Below are 17,867 nucleotides of genomic sequence, written 5' to 3'. Positions count from 1 at the left end.
TTCCCGCCCTCAGCCAGAACTCTCCGGGGTCAGCCATGCTTCGAGCCGTCTTGTCCACCAGCCTTGTTTTGCTTGCTACTTCCGTTGCCGCCCGGGCCGGTGGCGATCCTGTGCTGGGCAAACATGTTTTCAACCGGTGCATGGCCTGCCATGAGGCGGCGACGGACCGCGACAAGGTCGGCCCGCATCTGATGGGCGTCATCGGCCGCACCGCGGGAACCGCCGAAAGCTTCCTCGGCCATTATTCGGATGCCATGAAGAGCGCGGGTGCTGCCGGTCTCGTCTGGGACGAGGCAAATCTTGCCGAATACCTCAGATCGCCCAAGCTGAAAGTGCCGGGCAACAGGATGGCCTTCAGCGGCCTGGGCAATGACGACGACATCGCCAATGTCATTGCGTATCTGAAGGCCGATCCCAAGCCCTGAGCAGACGCCGTCCGGAGTGCGGCGGACCGGCTTGCGCCCGCCTGTGGGGCGGCAAGGATCAGTTGTTGTCGAGTTTTCGGAGCCATCCGCCTCGGCGTCGACTGATTGCTTTGCCGGCATGAAAGTTCAAAATCAGTTGAACCAGGCTTGGCCGGCCAATTGATCGCGCCATGACCACGGCTCCATTGCCTTTCAAGGGTTCGGCCGGATATTTGTTTTCGCGACGCGCACTGTCTTCACGTCTTTCAATCCCCTGGTACCCCACATATATTCGCCGCTGTTCGCAACCAGCGAGCGGAAGCCGAAGCGGGAGGGCCCTATGGCGACATTGCAGAATTTCGATGCCGAAATTGCCAGGACCAGGCAGGTCGTCCAGGACATGCGCACCAAGATCGAGCAGTCCGGCACCGTGCTCGACACGCTCGCAACCGCCGACAAGAAGATCGGCGACGCCAATTTCGACATCGAGAACGCCCGCATCGAGGATGTGCTGAAGCAGCAGAAGGTGATGGAAGGCAACATCGCCGACCTGATCATCGGGCTCGAGGACGCCACCAATGTCTTCGGCGCCGAGTTCGAGAGCATGAAGAACTACACCGGCTGGGAAAACTTCGTCGGCGTCTTTTCGGCGCAGCGCAAGCAGCGCATGCGCACCGACCGTGTGCGCAACATGTCGCTCGCCGGCAACCTGCAGGAACTGCTGGCCAAGTCCGACACCATCGTCGGCATATTGAAGGCGCAGAGGGAAGTTCTCGACCAGCGCTACAAGACCTCCGAGGCCAGCCTGTCGCAGGTTATCGAACGCCGCAAGACCACCATGACGAACCTCGAAACCGTGCAGAAGCGCATCGAGGAGCTCAATCCGATGCTGCTCGACATCGAAAACAGGATCGCCGCCTCGACCAGCCAGAAGGACCGCACGCAGCTCGAGGGCGAGCGCTCCAAGCTTGCCACCGAATACAATGAAAAGCAGGCCAAGGAGCAGGAGCTGCTGGCCGAAAGCCAGACGCTCGAGCGCTACACCTCGATGTTCCAGACCTTCGTCGATTCGCTCAACAACCAGATCGCCGCGCAGTCGACGCTGATCAACAAGCTGACCATCGATACCGAACAGCGTATCGTGCTTTACAAGGCTTTGGAAGATTCCTTGAAGACCGCCGCGCAGCAGGACGTCGCCCACAAGATCAACACGCTGGGCAGCCAGGTCGACAACACGGCCGAGGAAACCATGGCCGGCATCGGCGCCGCCTCGCAAAAGCACATCGGCGACCTCTTGGAGATGCACGAGAAGAACATGGTGGCCAGCGCCGACATCCAGCGCCGCAAGAAGCTCGCCGACGACGCCTTCGCCCGCCGCTTCGACGAGGTGCTGAAGAAGCACAATTCGGCCAACTACGTGCAGTCGTAATTGCCGCGCGCACCGGTGCGACAATAGCAGAGCTGAAAGCATGACCCCCGAAAACGACGCGGCGGCACGGTATTTCTCGGCAATCACGGCCGCGCTCGGCGGCCTTGAAGTGTTCATGCGCGACGACCGCTCGCCGCTTTACCGACACGGCATCGTCGCCAAGATCGTTGCCGAATACATCGCCCGACTCGACAAGTCCTTCTCCTGCTGGCGCAACCGGCTGGGCTTCATGGACACGTTCCGCATTTCGCGCGCCGACAGCGGCTACCCGGTGTTCCAGAACCTGCTCGAACTGGAAAACGACCGCCGCCAGGCCGACGCGCGGCTCGCCAACATTCCCCAGGCCGGCGAACTGCGCGAGGAGATGGCCGACTTCATCCTGCGCCACAAGCAGTTTCCCGAGGCGCTGCAGAAATCGATGGCCGAGCGGCTCTATCTCGAGGACGTCAAGAGCGAGCAGACCTTCGGTCCGTTCACGCTGGCGCAGACTGCCAAGGTGTCGGTCAATCCGAAGACGGCGCGGCCCTATTATCTGGTCCACTGGGCGACCTTCGACGGCAGCGCCAACCTGCCGCTGGTCTACATGGTGACGGTGGAGGATTCCTCGGCAAGCATGGTCAGCCAGCTCGTCGACAAGGACAAGCTCAACGACAAGGTCGATGTTCCCTTGCCTGTCGACGGACTGCTCAATCCGGAGCTGGCCCACCGCTTCGATGATTTCACCGAGAAGAACTCGGCCTATACGCTGTCGCCGGCAACGATTGCCGTCAACCTCGACAAGGATTTCCCCGACCTGCATCCAAAGCAGCTGAGGCGCGTGGTGCTCGGTCCTTTCTACTCGGCCGGCGTCACCGAAAACAATTCCGTCGTCGCCGAGGTGCTGGCCAAGGTGCGCAAGCCCGACAATGCCTGGCTGCTGACCTGGACCATTCAAGAGGTTTACTCGAAAGGGGAGAAGCCAGGCCGCAAGGGCCTGTGGTCGAGCGAACCGTCGTCCGAGGAATTCTTCATCAACACCGATGATCTCGAGGCCGCGCGCCAGGGCGTGTCGAGCTACGAAAACCACGCGCTGATCCCGCACGAAGCCTACCAGGCGCTCTACGCAGCCGGGGAAGCGCAAAAGATCTTTGCCGGCTACAAGGTTCACATCCTGTCGAATGGGCAGGTGATATCGGATGTCTGACCGCCACACCACGGAGCACCCTTCATGGACACTGGCCTGACCACCATCCCGGAAGCGGCTATCGAAAAGCACCGTGCCACCGCGCAGAGCTTCATCACCCGTATCGTGGTGCTGGAGGATCCCTCGCGCGAATCCGGCACGGCGCTTGCCGGCACCAACCGGCGCTTCGTCTCCACCGTCTCGGTCGGCTCGGTGCGCCGCACCCGTGAGGTCGAGCTGTCGAAGACCGTCGGCGCCGTCCATCCCGACGACCAGTTGCTCTCCATCCCGCAACACACGCTGCTTTTCCGCGCCCGGCGCGGCGCGGCCATTGCGCTTGCCATATCCGACATATTCGCCGAGGGCTCCGACCTCGAAAGCCTGCAAGCGCGGAATGTGCGCGCGCCGCTCGAAGGCGATGACGCCGCGACTTTCAAGAAGCTCCTGTCGGCCTCGGCCTATATCTCGGCCTTCAGCCTTGCCTCCTATCTGTTCCAACTCATCGACAGCGACGGCGAGGCGCCGAACGACATCCCCGAGCCGGACTTCCTCTTCGACACACCCCAGGATGCGGTGAAATCGATCCTGGCCGGCCTCGACAAGGCGATATCGGGCTCGACAGACGATACCGATCTGATGACCCGTGCGCGCGCCTTCGCCCGCGTCGCCATCGACGGCCTCCTAGCGCGAAAAGCCCGCTTCGACGGCATCGGCCCGTTCGAGAACGCCCATATCCGCATCGACGCCGACGACTTCACCCTCGACGGCTTCGATGTCGCACCAGGCAAGCGCTCCAAGCCGCTGGTGATGACCTTCAAGACGCCGGAAGAGGTCGTCGGCAACCACATCGCCAAATACCAGTCGGTCAAGCTCGCCAAGATGCTGATGGCCTATGATTTCGAGCGCGAGCTGAACCCGTTCGTCGAGCTTGGCGGCTTCCTGTTCACCTTCATCGGCGACGGCGCGCCCGGCACTGGCAAGACGACGCTGATCCAGATGATCGCCGGTCTCGTCAACGGCTATTGCCAGGTCGCCGGCTATCCCTTCGCCTATGAGAATTTCGGCGTCGACCAGATTTCCTCCTACCAGGGCAAGTCGGGCCAGAACTGCCGCCAGTTCATCAACAATGTCTTGAACCCGCGCGTCATCGGCTTCGGCACCATCGACGACATCGACCAGGTGGCCGCTAGACGCTCCGACGACCGCGCCTCGGCGGGCCAGCAGGAGATCACCGGCGTGCTGATGGATGCCTTCGCCGGTGCCGCCACCGTGGTGCGCGGCAATTGCTCGTTCGGCATGTTTTCCAATTATCCCGAGAATGTCGACGACGCGCTGCGCCAGCGCGCCGGCGCCCGCTGGCTGGTCGACGGGCCGCAGACGCGTGACGACTATATCGACATCTTCGTGCTGCTCGCCGGCAAGAACCACGAGATCCCTCTGGGCAAGCACGAGCTCTACGCCGCGCAGGAAATCCAGCGCGCCGTGACCGAAGCCTATGAGGCGCACGAAGAGCCGCAGGAGGACGGGCTGATGCGTGTCTATGAGCGCTACATGAAGGAAAACGGCGCGCCCAGGACCATGGCCGACATCGGCACCTACCTGCACCTGATCAAGGACGCCGAACCGCGCTTCACCGGCCGCGCCATCAAGAACGTCACCGACGCCATCAAGATGCGCGCCATGGACATCGAGCTTCCCGACGACTGGTTCGAAAAGCCGGAAGCCTTCATGCACAAGAGCTACGACGACAAGAAAGCGATGATCGAGGAACTGCGCGGCCCGTTCTCGATGGACATGGTCATGCAGGAGATCAACCGTTACGCAGACAGCGAGTTCCGCTATTCCGACAAGTCCGACGACGCCGCGGTCGAAAAGCTGCTGCGTGACGCAAGGCTGCGCGAACGCGCTGCGCGTGAGATGGAGGAGATGAAGAAGAAAGGTCTGTGGAATGCGTGAGGGGCGCTCTTTTTCCTTCTCCCCGTTCACGGGGAGAAGGTGCCCGAAGGGCGGATGAGGGGCAGCGCCATGCGTGGTGGAAACGAGCCCAAGGTGGCAAGAGCCCGCGAGCTTCGAAAAGTCGACAATGATGCCGAGGAAAAACTGTGGCATGAACTGCGTGGGCGAAGATTGAACGGCCACAAATTCATTCGCCAACTGCCGATCGGTCCATATTTTGCCGACTTCGCCTGCCGCGAAGCCAACCTCGTTGTGGAAGTCGATGGAAGCCAGCATGCAAATCGATCCTCGGATCGATACAGGGATGAGACGATGAACAGGAATGGTTGGTCGGTATTAAGGGTTTGGCACACTGATGTTTTGACAGGCCGTAGGAGCGTACTGGATACGATCGTTGCGGCACTCGATGGTCGGCTGCACAAGAAGATGATTGGCACCGACGTGACGTTTCTGCCCTCGACCTCGGAGACGAGATGATGAGCGTTTGCGCCGCCCCTCATCCGCCCTTCGGGCACCTTCTCCCCGTGAACGGGGAGAAGGCAAGATGAGCAAAAAACCCGACCTCCTTCGCGACAACGAACTCATCTACGGCCGTTTGCTCACCGTCGACGAGGCGCATCTCATCCAGCGCTACAACAAGGCGCTGGCCGCTTTCGGCCTCGAGCCCACCAAGCTGAAGAGCTTCCAGATCGACCGCACCGGCTTTTCGCCCGAAGTGGCCGAGGAGTGTGGCGACTATGACTATCTCGATCCCAATGAGGTCAACCGCCGTTTCATCATCCTGACGCCCTCGCAGATCGACCTGCCGGTGGTGCACACCGCCTTCTCCAACACCTCGCAGTTGATGTTCGAGTTCATGTCCAGGAACCAGCGCGCCATCGACGCGCTGACCATCAAGGACGTCATCTACGGCGAGATCGAGGATTCCGTTCCCAAGGTCAACGACATCGAGGATCTGCTGTCGATCAACCAGGTCGAGTTCAAGGTGCTGTCGGCGGAGGACGTGCTGGGCAAGGCTGCCGAACTCGGCAAGCTCGTCGACCGGCTGAAGCAGGAGCCCGACGCCTGGCGCGACAATGCCATGCTGACCCGCATGGTCGAGCTCGCCAAGGTCTGCGGCGATATCCGCGAGAACGCGCTGGTGCCGGACCAGGTGATCTTCCGCCACAACGCCTACTGGACCAGCCATTTCGGCGGCCTCTACGTGTTCGTCGATCCCGACATGACGACGGTGATCAGCGATCCGGCCGCCCCCGGCTTCCGCCGCTCGCGGCCCTGGCAGGTGAGCTATATCTCGATCAAGGACGCCGACAAGGTGTTTAAATTCCTGGCCGCCACCGGCCGCATCGAACTCCCGCGCGCCTCCTGGATCGAGACCTCTGGCTATCTCGAGCACCGTGCCGAAATGGTGGTGCGCGCGCTGATCCGCGACGCCGAGCCGGACCGCAATTTGACAGATGTCGACAAGGTCTGGCTGCAGACCTGGATCCAGAGCCACGCCGACCTGATCACCTCGGACGGGAATTTCCCGTTCCTCAATGCCGCCAAGCGCGAGATCGCCCAGTTCGGCCACCTCAAGATCGACGATGTCATCCCGCAGCAGCGCTTTCTGGTGGTCCGCGCCAGGCCCGACCATCCCGACGCCTGGCTGACCAACCGGCTGATCTCCGATTTCGTGCCGTCGGACTTCGTCTCGCGCTACATCTTCAACAAGGACGGCTTCTACAAGGACTATGACGGCTTCAGCGACGCCTGGCGATCGCATGTTGTGGACGTTCTGAAAACCACATATTTGAAGGACAAGGTGGCGTTTCGCACACGCCTCTACGGTCTGGCCGACTAGAACGAAATGAACCGCCATTCCGTTCTAACTTGTTGTTTTGGTGCATGATGTTATCCAAAAAGTCCGCAACTTTTTGGCATCATGTTGAGGGGGTGATACAGCCATGCTCGATCCGATCGTGAATTTCTTCACCCGGATTTTCCAGTGGATCGGCCGCGGCATCGGCCTTGTGATCGGCGTGATCCTGTGGCCCTTCATGTGGGCCGGCCGGTGGTACACACAGCGCGGCTGGATCCTCAAGGCGATAGTCGGCCTTGCCGTCCTGGCGCTCATCGGCCTCTACGCCAACTTCTTCTACGCCACCCAGTGGTGGAACAAGTTCAACCCGAACTACCCGGATACCTATACTTTCGAGAAGCGCAACGTTTCCGCCGGTGAGCAGGTCGCCGCCGGCGCCGGCACCGACACGGCAAAGACCTGCGGCAATTCCGGCATCGCCCAGGTGGCGGCCGACCTGATCGACTTCAACGTCAACCAGAATGCCTGGGTGTCGTCGATGGTCCTCTACAAGCTCGGCCTGTTCGGCATCGACTGGGACAACACGCCATGGATGGACAACAAGGCTTCGTTCCAGCGCGGCATCAATCAGGCGGTGCGACGCACAGCCACCGAGCTTGCGGACAACCTCGGCCGTGTGCGCACCACGTCGCAGATCGATACCAATCTCCAGGATGCTCGTGGTCAGCTGCAGTACGACGAGTCCATCTGGTATATCAGCCGCAACGGCATGACAGCGACCACGCCCAGCATGTATCGGCGCGCGATGAGCAATCTGCGTTCTTTCAACGCTCGCCTCGCCACCTGCCAGGCGACTTTCGATGCGCGCGCGGACAATCTTAAGCAATATATCGACCGCATCGCCAGTGACATCGGTTCGACCTCGGCCATCCTCAAGGAGCGCGCCGAGAACCACAACAATGGCTGGTTCGATTTCCGTGCCGACGACCGCTACTGGTTCGCCTACGGCCAGCTCTATGCCTATTACGGCCTGATGAAAGGCGCCCAGGCCGATTTCGAGGACGTCATCAAGGAAAAGCACCTGCAGAGCCTGTGGGACACGATGGACGCGCAGTTCGTCTCGGCCCTGCGTATCCAGCCCTTCATCATCGCCAACGGTCGCGAGGACGGCTGGCTGCTGCCGACCCATTTGACGACGATGGGCTTCTACATCCTGCGGGTGCGCTCCAATATGGTCGAAATCAGCAACGTGCTGACGCAGTAGCGCTGTTCAGTGGCAACGCATGCGATGGCGAATTTGCGCCGTCGCGTCTGTCGCATTCCGTGCATTGTGCGGCTGTTTTGAGACGGCGGAAGCGTCCCTGCTCTGGCTTCTATACGGCGCGGCAAGCGAAGCCATAAGAACCGGGAATAGGTCGGGCCGCCGCAGAGGAATTTTCTCTATAGGAAACATAGTTGCATGAAAGTTGACGCCGCCGCAGCGACAGGGTTAGATGCCCCGCGCGTCCGGCTCCAGCCTTCTTGCGAGTAAGATCAACCCCGTCCCCTCCACCGTCCAATCCAGAGGAACGCCGTCATGGCCGAAGTGAAGTCCGACATCGAGATCGCGCGTGGCGCCAGGAAAAAGCAGATCCAGGAGATCGGCCAGAAGATCGGCATCCCGACCGAACATCTGCTGCCCTACGGTCACGACAAGGCCAAGATCTCGGCCGAGTTCATCAAGTCGGTGAAGGGTAACAAGGACGGCAAGCTGATCCTCGTCACCGCCATCAACCCGACCCCGGCCGGCGAAGGCAAGACCACCACCACCGTCGGCCTAGGCGACGGCCTGAACCGTATCGGCAAGAAGGCGATCGTCTGCATTCGCGAAGCTTCGCTCGGCCCGAATTTCGGCGTCAAGGGCGGTGCTGCCGGCGGCGGTTATGCACAGGTGGTGCCCATGGAGGACATGAACCTCCACTTCACCGGCGACTTCCACGCCATCACCACCGCGCACAACCTTCTGTCGGCGCTGATCGACAACCACATCTACTGGGGCAATGAGCTCGGCATCGACACCCGCCGCGTCGTGTGGCGCCGCGTCATGGACATGAACGACCGGGCGTTGCGCGAAATCATCAGCTCGCTCGGCGGCGTCGCCAACGGTTTTCCGCGCGAAGCCGGCTTCGACATCACCGTCGCCTCGGAAGTGATGGCGATCCTGTGCCTGTCCACCGACCTGAAGGACCTGGAAAAGCGCCTCGGCGACATCATCGTCGCCTATCGCCGCGACAAGACACCGGTCTTTGCCCGCGACCTCAAGGCCGATGGCGCCATGGCCGTGCTTTTGAAGGACGCCATGCAGCCCAACCTGGTGCAGACGCTGGAGAACAACCCGGCCTTCGTGCATGGCGGTCCGTTCGCCAACATCGCGCATGGCTGCAACTCGGTCGTCGCCACCACGACGGCGCTGAAGCTCGCCGACTATGTCGTCACCGAAGCCGGCTTCGGCGCTGATCTGGGCGCTGAGAAGTTCTTCGACATCAAGTGCCGCAAAGCGGGCCTGAAGCCGGCGGCGGCCGTCATCGTCGCCACCGTTCGGGCCATGAAAATGAATGGCGGCGTCAAGAAGGAAGACCTCGGCAAGGAAAACGTCGAGGCGGTGAAGAAGGGCTGCGCCAATCTCGGCCGCCACATCGAGAACATCCGCCAGTTCGGCGTGCCGGCGGTGGTTGCCATCAACCACTTCTATTCCGACACCGACGCCGAGATCCAGGCGATGAAGGACTATGTCGCCTCGATGGGCGAGGAGGCGATCCTGTGCAAGCACTGGGCCAATGGCTCGGCGGGCATCGAGGAGCTCGCCAACAAGGTGGTGGCGCTGGCCGAATCCGGCGCCTCGCAGTTCGCGCCGCTCTATCCCGACGCCATGCCGTTGTTCGAGAAGATCAACACCATCGTCCAGCGCATCTATCGCGGCTCCGAAGCGATCGCCGACAAGTCGGTGCGCGACCAGTTGCACGCCTGGGAGCAGGCCGGCTACGGCAATCTGCCGGTCTGCATGGCCAAGACGCAGTATTCCTTCTCGACCGACCCGAACCTGCGCGGCGCGCCGACCGGCCACACCGTGCCGGTGCGCGAGGTCAGGCTTTCGGCCGGCGCGGGCTTTGTCGTCATCATCTGCGGCGAGGTCATGACCATGCCTGGCCTGCCAAGCAAGCCGTCGTCGGAGAAGATCTTCCTCAACGAGGCCGGCCAGATCGAAGGCCTGTTCTGATCTTTTGTCCCAACAATCAAGAAAGGGCGCCGCATCTCCGCGGCGCCCTTTCTGTTTGCGGATCGTCCTACGCGGCGCTGCGCGCCAGCGCCCGCTGGTTGGATGCATGGATCGTGTCGCGTTGCGGCAGTGCGCCGGTCTTCAGACAGTCGATCCACTCGGCGGTCTTGAGCACGGCGGCGAAGCGCGACTGCAGGATTATGCTCACCACCCGATGGATCTCCTCGGCCGAGGCGTAGCCGGCGCTGTTGGCGTAAGGCACCGAACCGGTCGCGTCGGACAGGAACTCGACCGCGAAGCCCATATGCACGGCGTGGATGATGGTCGACAGGTCGCAATTATGCGTCATGTAACCGACGACCGCGATCGTATCGACGGCGTTGGCGCGCAGCCAGGCCTCCAGATCGGTGCCGGTGAAGGCGCTCGGCAAATTCTTCTCGACATAGTGGTCGCGGCCGCGCTTGGCGATCTCCGGATGCAGTTCGCCGCCATGGCTGCCCTTGGCGAAGATCGGCGAGGTCTCAGGCGCCATCTGCTTGACGACCACCACCTTGATGCCGGCAGCGGCGGCGGCATCCATGGCGCGCGCCACGTTGACGACGCTGTCGCGGAACGGCGGATGCTGGATGGCCAAGTTGCCGCCGTCATAGTCGTTCTGGACGTCGATGACGACGAGCGCGCGGCGTGGCGCGGTGTTGGCTGGGTCGGACATGATGTTTCCTTTCAGGCTTGAATGCGATGGGCCGAAAATAACGTGGTGGCTTAGGCGCCAACAGTGGCCCGATTGACATCGCCCGAAAGAATTGGGACAATCCACATCCACACTGGAAACGCCCCATGACCGCTCCCATCATCGCCGTCCTCGCCTTCGACGGCATCAGCCCGTTCCATCTCTCCGTGCCTTGCCTGGTGTTCGGCGCGGACCGCACCAACCTCGGCCTGCCACGCTTCGACTTCCGTGTCTGCGGGTTCGAGGAAGGGCTGATGCGGACCGATGCCGGGCTGAGCATCCTGGTCTCGCACGGGCTTGCCGCGCTCGAAGACGCCAATATCGTCATCATCCCGAGCTGGAAGGACCTCGAAGCACCTCTGGCCAAACCGCTCGAGGAAGCGCTCGGCCGCGCCCACCGGCGCGGCGCGCTGATCGTGGGCCTGTGTCTCGGCACCTTTGCCATCGCCGCCGCCGGCCTGCTCTCTGGACGGAGGGCGACCACGCATTGGGCCTATACCGACCGGTTGCAGGCCCTTCATCCCGACATTTCAGTCGACGCGGACGTGCTCTATGTCGATGATGGCGACATCGTCACCTCCGCCGGCGTCGCCGCCGGGCTGGACTGCTGCCTGCACATCGTGCGCGCCCGCTATGGCGCGGAGGCGGCACTGCGGCTCGCCCGGCACGTCGTCCTCTCCCCGCACCGGCAGGGCGGACAGGCGCAGTTTATCGAGCGCCCGGTGGCAAAAAGCGCCAATGCCGACCGCTTCACCGAGGCGCTCGACGCGGTTCGCGCGGCGCTTGGCGAAACGCACAGCCTCGACAGCGTCGCCGAAGCCGCCGGCCTGACACGGCGCACCTTCACCCGCCGCTTCCAGAAATCGATTGGCACCAGTTTTGGCGACTGGCTGACCAGCCAGCGGGTCGAACTGGCGCAGCGGTTGCTGGAAGCGACCGAGAAATCGATGGATGTCGTGGCCTTCGAAGCCGGCTTCGGCAGCGCCACGTCTTTGCGCCAGCACTTCTCCGCCAGACTGAAAACGTCGCCGGCGCAATATCGGCGTGAATTTTCCAGGCGGGCCGATGTCGGCGAGCGCCTGCCACACCTCCCGGCTGCATCGATTGGGCAAGCAAGCGCGCTCAGCCCCGACTGACCACCCGCGCCGGATTGCCGACCACGGTCGTGTTCGCCGCCACGTCGCGCGTCACCACGGTCCCGGCGCCGACGATGGCGCCTTCGCCGATGCTGACACCGCCAAGGATGATCGCGCCGCCGCCGATCCAGGCATTCTCACCGATCGTGACCGGCCTGGCGATCTCCAGTCCCGCCTGCCGCCCTGCCGGCTCCTTGTGGTGTTCGGCGCAATAAATCTGCACATTGGGGCCAAGCAGCGTCCCTTTGCCGATGCGCACCGGCGCGGTGTCGAGAATGGTACAGCCGGCATTGAGAAAGACGCCGTCGCCGAGGAAGAGATTGAAACCGTAGGCACAATGAAACGGCGCCTCGATGCGGACCCCCTCGCCCACGCCGCCCAGCAGTGTCCGCAGGGCTGGCCCGAGGTTCCCGCGTTGACGGGGCGGGAGCGTATTGTGCTCGAACACGGCATCCGCGGCCAAGCCGCGCAACGCGCCAAGATCGTCATCCAGGCACCTATACCATTCGCCGGCCGCCATCTTCGCACGTTCGCTCTGAACCATGGCAGTGCCTCCGTTTGACATCATTGCGAACAGCGCCGAGGCAAGGACTGACGTGAACCTATAGACCAGGATACGCGGCTTTACGGAATTGGCCACCGTGCCGTCACGACCCTTGATCGCAAGCGGGCATTCGCGATCCGCGCCCGGCAACGAAAAAGTTCAAGACCGCTGTCGATTTCCGGGTAACTCATTCGTCCTCGATACGAAGCCGAAGAAATTCGCCCAAGAAGGGAAACGACCGATGACCATCATCATCACAGCATTTGAACGATCGCCCGATGGCGGCAAGGGGCTGGCGCGCGATACCCGCGTTCGCTGGGCGCTCGAAGAGGTGGGGCAGCCCTATGAGGTTCGTCTTGTTTCCTTCGCGGGGATGAAGGCGCCCGATCATCTGGCCATCCATCCCTTCGGGCAGATCCCCACCTATGAGGACGGTTCTCTCTCGCTGTTCGAGACCGGCTCGATCGTCTTTCATCTTGCTGAACAGCATGCGGGCCTGCTGCCGAAGGAGCGCAATGCCCGCGCCCGCGCGATCACATGGATGTTTGCCGCACTGAACACCGTCGAGCCCCCGATCCTCGAATTGACCACGGCAAGGATATTCGAAGCTGACAAGCCCTGGAGCGAGGCGCGTTTGCCGCTGGTAAAGGACCGTGTTCGCGCCCGGCTGGACAAGCTCTCGGCTCATCTGGGCTTCGCCGACTGGCTCGATGATGCGTTCAGCGCAGGCGACTTATTGATGGTGTCGGTGCTGCTGCGACTGAGAATGTCAGGCATTTTGGACGAATATCAAAACCTGGCCGCCTATGTGGCGCGAGGGGAAGCCCGGCCCGCTTATGTCAGGGCTTTCGCCGCGCAATTTGCAATCAACGCTCCATCAGGCAAGTGACCCGCCTCAATCCACTGTGGCTGCGCTTGTGAGTCTGCGCGCCTAGCCAAATATCCGGCCTATGGTAGCCTGCCGTCTGGGGCTGTTCCGGCCCGGGATCGAGGGGGGCCGACCATGCTCTACATTCTTGCGCTTCTGATCGGCGTCATTGCCGGCCTGCGCGCCATGACGGCACCTGCCGCCGTCGCCTGGGGTGCCTATCTCGGCTGGCTGCCGGTCGCCGGCACCTGGGCGAGTTTCATGAGCCATTGGGCGGCTGTCGGCATCTTCACCATCCTGGCCATCGTCGAATTGGTCACCGACCAGTTGCCGTCGACGCCAAGCCGTAAAGTGCCGCAGCAGTTCGGCGCCCGCATCCTGCTCGGCGCGTTCTCTGGCGCGGTGCTCGGCGCGGCCGGCGGCGCCACCATCGTCTGCCTGATCGCCGGCGCCATCGGCGCGGTCATCGGCACGTTGGGTGGTGCCGAAGCGCGCGGCCGGCTGGCGGCGGCTTTCGGCAAGGACCCGCCCGCTGCCTTCATCGAGGACGCGGTGGCGATCGTCGGCGGCCTGCTGATCGTGGCGGCGACGGCATGACTGCGAAAACCTTCGACGCCATCATCATCGGCGCTGGTCAGGCAGGGCCGCCCTTAGCGGGCCGCCTGACGGCCGCGGGCATGCGCGTGGCGCTGATCGAGCGCAAGCTGGTCGGCGGCACCTGCGTCAACACCGGCTGCATGCCGACCAAGGCCATGGTCGCCAGCGCCTATGCCGCGCATCTGGCGCGGCGCGCCGCCGACTATGGCGTGACGCTCCCAGGCCCCGTGGGGGTCGATTATCCCCGGATCAAAGCGCGCAAGGACAAGGTTACCAACGACGCCCGTGGCAATCTGGAGACATGGATCGCCGGTATGAAAGGCTGCACGCTCTATCGCGGCCATGCACGCTTCGTATCCGCCAATACGGTGCGCGTCGGCGACGACCTTTTGACCGCCGAAAAGATCTTCCTCAATACGGGCGGCCGCGCCTCGGTGCCGGATCTGCCCGGCATCCGCGACATCGACTATCTGACCAATTCCTCGATGATGGATCTCGACGTTTTGCCGCGCCACCTCGTCGTCGTCGGCGGCAGCTACGTCTCGCTCGAATTCGCGCAGATGTTCCGCCGCTTCGGCTCGGAAGTCACCGTCATCGAAAAGGGCCCGCGCCTGACCGGCCGTGAGGACGAGGACGTCTCGGCCGCCATCCTGTCGATCCTCGAAAACGAAGGCATCGCGGTCCATGTCGGCGCCGACAACATCGGCTTCGCCAAACACGGTGGGGATATTGCCGTGACCTTCTCCGTCGGCAAGCCGCCCGCGATCGGATCGCATGTGCTGCTGGCGCTGGGCCGAACGCTCAACACCGATGATCTCGGTCTCGACAAGGCGGGCGTCGAGGTCGACGGACGCGGCGCGATTGTCGTCGACGACCAGTTGCGCACCAGCATGCCAGGCATCTGGGCGATGGGCGACTGCAACGGCAAGGGCGCCTTCACCCACACCTCCTACAACGACTATGAGATCGTCGCCGCCAATCTGCTCGACAATGATCCGCGCAAGGTCAGCGACCGCATCGAGGCCTACGCGCTCTACATCGACCCGCCACTCGGCCGTTGCGGCATGACCGAGGCCGCGGTGAGGAAATCCGGACGTCGCGCCCTGGTCGGCCAGCGACCGATGACCCGCGTCGGCCGCGCCGTCGAAAAGGGCGAGACGCAGGGTTTCATGAAGATCCTCGTCGATGCCGACAGCAGGGAAATCCTCGGCTGCTCGGTGCTCGGCCCCGGCGGCGACGAGGCAGTGCATTGCGTGCTCGACCTGATGTACGCCAAGGCCCAGGTCGACACGCTGGCGCGCGCGATGCACATCCACCCGACGGTTTCGGAGCTGCTGCCGACGATAGCCCAGGAACTGAAGCCGCTGGCCTGAGACAGGAGCGGTTCACAGCGTTTGGTAGATCGCCAAGCCGGACCATGGACGCCCCGGCGCTCGTTTCCAATGCGCTCCACGCTTTCTGCATTGCTGCATTGCGGCAATGTCTGTTGCGCCCAGCAGCGATCCTCGCGCAGTCTTCAGATTGAACCGATTCAGCCTGGACCTCCCATGCCTTTGCCGATCCTTGCGCTTGCCATTGCGTCCTTCTGCATCGGCACTACCGAATTCGTCATCATGGGCCTGCTGCCGGAGGTCGCGGCCGATCTCGGCGTGACGATCCCCGCCGCCGGCCTGCTGGTCACCGGCTACGCACTGGGCGTCGTCTTCGGCGCGCCCATCGTTGCGATGGCGACCGCGCATTTGCCGCGCAAGCCCGTGCTGGTCGGGCTTGCCGCGCTCTTCGTCGTTGGCAATCTCTTCTGCGCCATCGCGCCCAATTACTGGCTGCTGATGGCTGCGCGCGTCTTCACCGCTTTCGGCCACGGCGCCTTTTTCGGCATCGGCTCGGTCGTCGCCGCAAGCCTGGTGCCCCGCAACAAGCGCGCCAGCGCCATCGCGCTGATGTTCGCCGGCCTGACGCTCGCCAACATCCTCGGCGTTCCCGCCGGCACGGCACTCGGCGAAGCCTTCGGCTGGCGGGCCACTTTCCTCGCCGTGGTCGGCATCGGCCTGATCTCGGTCGCGGCCATCGCCTGGCTGGTGCCGTCCGACGTCACGGAGCCGAGCGGCGGCGGTCTGCGCGCCGAAGTCCGCGTGCTCGGCAAGCTGCAGGTGTGGCTGGCGATGCTGATCGCGGCGCTGACCTCGGCCAGCCTGTTCGCCGTCTTCACCTATATCAAACCCTACCTCACCGACGTGTCGGGCCTGTCGACCGCGGCGGTTACCTGGGTGCTTTTGCTGTTCGGCGCCGGCATGACCATCGGCAACATCATCGGCGGCAGGCTGGCCGACTGGAAACTGATGCCGACGGTGATCGCCACCTTGCTGCTGATGGCCCTTCTGTTCGTCGGCTTCATGCAGTTCGGCGCGATCGCCAGCGTTGCCATCGGCATCGTCTTCCTATGGGGCCTGCTCATCTTCGTCGTCGTGCCGCCGCTGCAAATCCGTGTCGTCGAGGCGGCTTCCGAAGGACCCAATCTTGCCGCCACGCTGAACCAGGGCGCCTTCAATGTCGGTAATGCCGGCGGCGCCTGGATCGGCGGCGTGGCGCTGTCATCAGGCATTTCCTATGCCAATTTGCCGCTGGTCGGCGCGGTGCTCGCCCTGATTGCGGTTACTGTAGCGGTGCTGTCGCAGGCGCTGGACCGGCGCGCGCCCATCGCCGCTCTCCAGCCTGCCGCCGAGTAGCTGCCTGTCGCCCAAAAGCATGCCCACGGGCTTGACCCGAGGCTGCGCAGCGGTTTTGGGACTTGCAGCAAGGCAAAAGACTGTTATTGCGCCCATGGCGCGGCGGGCTGGACCAATCGACATCGGCACCTTCAAATGGGCATGTCTTCTCGGTCTTGATGGAGGAAGTCATGCAGAAATCGATCGAACGCATCGCCGGGGACAGCGAGGGCGTTTCCTACGAATTCCCGGTGTTCCGCTTCGCCGGTGCCGACAAGGCAGCGCCTTCGGCCTATCTGCAGGCGGCACTCCATGCCGGCGAATTGCCTGGCGTCGTCGCCATCGATGCATTGATGCCGATGCTGAACAAGGCCGAGGCCGAAGGCCGCATCAGGGGCAACCTCACCATCGTGCCCTGGGCCAACCCGATCGGCCGCGCGCAATATCATTTCGGCGAGCACCAGGGCCGCTTTCATCTGGGCACCCGCACCAACTTCAATCGCGGCTTTCCGCTGCTTGCCGCGCCCGATACCAGGCTTCTGCCGGACGCCACTTTTGGCGGCGCCGACCAGCGGCTGAAGTCGCTGCTGGTGCATCTCTCGCTCGGCCATGACATCGTGCTCGATCTGCATTGCGACGACGAGGGCCTTGCCTATCTCTACGTCCACACCAGCCTGTGGCCTGGAATGGCCGATTGCGCTGCCGCCATGGGCGTCGATGCCGTGGTGCTGTGGAGCGAGGACACCGACGGCACCTTCGAGGGCGCCTCGATCATGCCCTACCAGAACGCCGCCGCCGACATCGCGAAGTTCGACAGGCGCGTCGCCACCACGGTCGAATATCGCGGCATCCTCGATGTCGACGGCGCGCTTGCCTCGGCCGACGCGGCAGGCCTCTACCGGCTGCTGGCGGCGCGGGGCGTGATATCCGACAGCGCCCTGCCCGCACCCGGCCCGTTCAAGGGTGTCGCGGCACCTCTGGAAAACATCGATATGATGCCGGCACCACGGGGCGGCGCGGTCCTTTACGACGTCAAGCCCGGCGACCGCGTCACCCGGGGCGCTCGTCTCGCCACCATTGTCCACGCTCCGGGCGAAGCCGATGGCCGCACCGAAGTGTTCGCGCCGCAGGACGGCATCATCCTGACCCGCCGCTCGCGCCGCATCATCCGCGCCGGCGAAGACCTGTTGAAACTGGTCGGCGACCGGAAGAGCAGCGATGCCAGGTCGGGCACGCTGGAGGATTAGACTCCGTCGAATCCAGTTGCGCGGCCGCCCGA

General features: G+C 63.2%; 16 protein-coding genes. 14 read left to right on the top strand and 2 right to left on the bottom strand.

The annotated features are described in order from the left end of the window. The first annotated feature begins 35 nt into the window (after positions 1–35). From LB536_RS20100 to LB536_RS20065, 8 genes are all read left to right on the top strand, one after another. The gene (locus LB536_RS20100) at positions 36–425 is read left to right on the top strand and encodes a c-type cytochrome (protein ID WP_224595679.1); all 390 of its coding nucleotides are present in this window, start codon (positions 36–38) and stop codon (positions 423–425) included. A 319-nt stretch (positions 426–744) separates the two neighbouring features. Next, positions 745–1,833 carry a hypothetical protein gene (locus LB536_RS20095; RefSeq protein ID WP_140758508.1) on the top strand — a complete coding sequence of 363 codons (1,089 nt, stop codon included), beginning with the start codon at positions 745–747 and terminating at the stop codon, positions 1,831–1,833. A 40-nt stretch (positions 1,834–1,873) separates the two neighbouring features. Then, positions 1,874–3,016: a hypothetical protein gene (locus LB536_RS20090; protein WP_224595677.1), complete on the top strand. Its 1,143-nt coding sequence runs from the start codon at positions 1,874–1,876 to the stop codon at positions 3,014–3,016. A 24-nt stretch (positions 3,017–3,040) separates the two neighbouring features. Further along, a complete protein-coding gene (locus LB536_RS20085; protein WP_224595675.1) occupies positions 3,041–4,951 on the top strand; it encodes an AAA family ATPase in 1,911 nt (636 codons plus the stop codon). Between the two features lie 69 nt (positions 4,952–5,020). Beyond that, positions 5,021–5,428 (top strand): endonuclease domain-containing protein, encoded by a 408-nt coding sequence (locus LB536_RS20080; protein WP_224595673.1) that lies wholly within the window; start codon positions 5,021–5,023, stop codon positions 5,426–5,428. 67 nt (positions 5,429–5,495) lie between these two features. Further along, on the top strand, positions 5,496–6,794 hold the full coding sequence (locus LB536_RS20075; protein ID WP_224595671.1) for a DUF6638 family protein: 1,299 nt from the start codon (positions 5,496–5,498) through the stop codon (positions 6,792–6,794). A gap of 103 nt (positions 6,795–6,897) precedes the next feature. Beyond that, positions 6,898–8,016 (top strand): DUF2333 family protein, encoded by a 1,119-nt coding sequence (locus LB536_RS20070; protein ID WP_224595668.1) that lies wholly within the window; start codon positions 6,898–6,900, stop codon positions 8,014–8,016. A gap of 312 nt (positions 8,017–8,328) precedes the next feature. Further along, positions 8,329–10,008, top strand: coding sequence for a formate--tetrahydrofolate ligase (locus LB536_RS20065; RefSeq protein ID WP_140758514.1), 1,680 nt, complete (start codon positions 8,329–8,331; stop codon positions 10,006–10,008). 67 nt (positions 10,009–10,075) lie between these two features. Here LB536_RS20065 and LB536_RS20060 read toward each other — a convergent pair whose 3' ends face one another. Then, positions 10,076–10,720, bottom strand: coding sequence for a cysteine hydrolase family protein (locus LB536_RS20060; protein ID WP_224595667.1), 645 nt, complete (start codon positions 10,718–10,720; stop codon positions 10,076–10,078). Between the two features lie 125 nt (positions 10,721–10,845). Here LB536_RS20060 and LB536_RS20055 point away from each other — a divergent pair, with 125 nt between their 5' ends. Further along, the gene (locus LB536_RS20055; protein ID WP_224595664.1) at positions 10,846–11,874 is read left to right on the top strand and encodes a GlxA family transcriptional regulator; all 1,029 of its coding nucleotides are present in this window, start codon (positions 10,846–10,848) and stop codon (positions 11,872–11,874) included. On the opposite strand, the gene LB536_RS20050 is transcribed toward LB536_RS20055, so the two are convergent. Next, on the bottom strand, positions 11,861–12,418 hold the full coding sequence (locus LB536_RS20050) for a sugar O-acetyltransferase (protein ID WP_224595661.1): 558 nt from the start codon (positions 12,416–12,418) through the stop codon (positions 11,861–11,863). The two genes, LB536_RS20055 and LB536_RS20050, sit on opposite strands and share 14 nt — an antisense overlap. 241 nt (positions 12,419–12,659) lie before the next feature. Here LB536_RS20050 and LB536_RS20045 point away from each other — a divergent pair, with 241 nt between their 5' ends. From LB536_RS20045 to LB536_RS20025, 5 genes are all read left to right on the top strand, one after another. After that, entirely contained in the window at positions 12,660–13,307 is a 648-nt protein-coding gene (locus LB536_RS20045; RefSeq protein WP_224595659.1) for a glutathione S-transferase family protein, read from the top strand. Positions 13,308–13,421: 114 nt separating this feature from the next. Then, a complete protein-coding gene (locus LB536_RS20040; protein WP_224595656.1) occupies positions 13,422–13,883 on the top strand; it encodes a DUF4126 domain-containing protein in 462 nt (153 codons plus the stop codon). Next, positions 13,880–15,256, top strand: coding sequence for an FAD-containing oxidoreductase (locus LB536_RS20035; protein ID WP_224595654.1), 1,377 nt, complete (start codon positions 13,880–13,882; stop codon positions 15,254–15,256). The genes LB536_RS20040 and LB536_RS20035 overlap by 4 nt, the downstream gene beginning before the upstream one ends. Before the next feature lie 174 nt (positions 15,257–15,430). Next, positions 15,431–16,609, top strand: coding sequence for an MFS transporter (locus tag LB536_RS20030; RefSeq protein ID WP_140810435.1), 1,179 nt, complete (start codon positions 15,431–15,433; stop codon positions 16,607–16,609). Positions 16,610–16,779: 170 nt separating this feature from the next. Continuing rightward, the gene (locus tag LB536_RS20025) at positions 16,780–17,835 is read left to right on the top strand and encodes a succinylglutamate desuccinylase/aspartoacylase family protein (protein WP_224595651.1); all 1,056 of its coding nucleotides are present in this window, start codon (positions 16,780–16,782) and stop codon (positions 17,833–17,835) included. Positions 17,836–17,867 lie beyond the last annotated feature (32 nt).

The sequence above is a fragment of the Mesorhizobium sp. ES1-3 genome, assembly GCF_020164795.1.
GTDB lineage: Bacteria > Pseudomonadota > Alphaproteobacteria > Rhizobiales > Rhizobiaceae > Mesorhizobium.
Note: the sequence above shows the minus strand (reverse complement) of the source record. Positions and strands in the feature narration are given on the sequence as shown.

Bases quoted from the DNA above. Each gene is read 5' to 3' on its own strand.
- LB536_RS20100 (WP_224595679.1), top strand. From the start codon at position 36: ATGCTTCGAGCCGTCTTGTCCACCAGCCTTGTTTTGCTTGCTACTTCC.
- LB536_RS20095 (WP_140758508.1), top strand. From the start codon at position 745: ATGGCGACATTGCAGAATTTCGATGCCGAAATTGCCAGGACCAGGCAG.
- LB536_RS20090 (WP_224595677.1), top strand. From the start codon at position 1,874: ATGACCCCCGAAAACGACGCGGCGGCACGGTATTTCTCGGCAATCACG.
- LB536_RS20085 (WP_224595675.1), top strand. From the start codon at position 3,041: ATGGACACTGGCCTGACCACCATCCCGGAAGCGGCTATCGAAAAGCAC.
- LB536_RS20080 (WP_224595673.1), top strand. From the start codon at position 5,021: ATGCGTGGTGGAAACGAGCCCAAGGTGGCAAGAGCCCGCGAGCTTCGA.
- LB536_RS20075 (WP_224595671.1), top strand. From the start codon at position 5,496: ATGAGCAAAAAACCCGACCTCCTTCGCGACAACGAACTCATCTACGGC.
- LB536_RS20070 (WP_224595668.1), top strand. From the start codon at position 6,898: ATGCTCGATCCGATCGTGAATTTCTTCACCCGGATTTTCCAGTGGATC.
- LB536_RS20065 (WP_140758514.1), top strand. From the start codon at position 8,329: ATGGCCGAAGTGAAGTCCGACATCGAGATCGCGCGTGGCGCCAGGAAA.
- LB536_RS20060 (WP_224595667.1), bottom strand. From the start codon at position 10,720: ATGTCCGACCCAGCCAACACCGCGCCACGCCGCGCGCTCGTCGTCATC.
- LB536_RS20055 (WP_224595664.1), top strand. From the start codon at position 10,846: ATGACCGCTCCCATCATCGCCGTCCTCGCCTTCGACGGCATCAGCCCG.
- LB536_RS20050 (WP_224595661.1), bottom strand. From the start codon at position 12,418: ATGGTTCAGAGCGAACGTGCGAAGATGGCGGCCGGCGAATGGTATAGG.
- LB536_RS20045 (WP_224595659.1), top strand. From the start codon at position 12,660: ATGACCATCATCATCACAGCATTTGAACGATCGCCCGATGGCGGCAAG.
- LB536_RS20040 (WP_224595656.1), top strand. From the start codon at position 13,422: ATGCTCTACATTCTTGCGCTTCTGATCGGCGTCATTGCCGGCCTGCGC.
- LB536_RS20035 (WP_224595654.1), top strand. From the start codon at position 13,880: ATGACTGCGAAAACCTTCGACGCCATCATCATCGGCGCTGGTCAGGCA.
- LB536_RS20030 (WP_140810435.1), top strand. From the start codon at position 15,431: ATGCCTTTGCCGATCCTTGCGCTTGCCATTGCGTCCTTCTGCATCGGC.
- LB536_RS20025 (WP_224595651.1), top strand. From the start codon at position 16,780: ATGCAGAAATCGATCGAACGCATCGCCGGGGACAGCGAGGGCGTTTCC.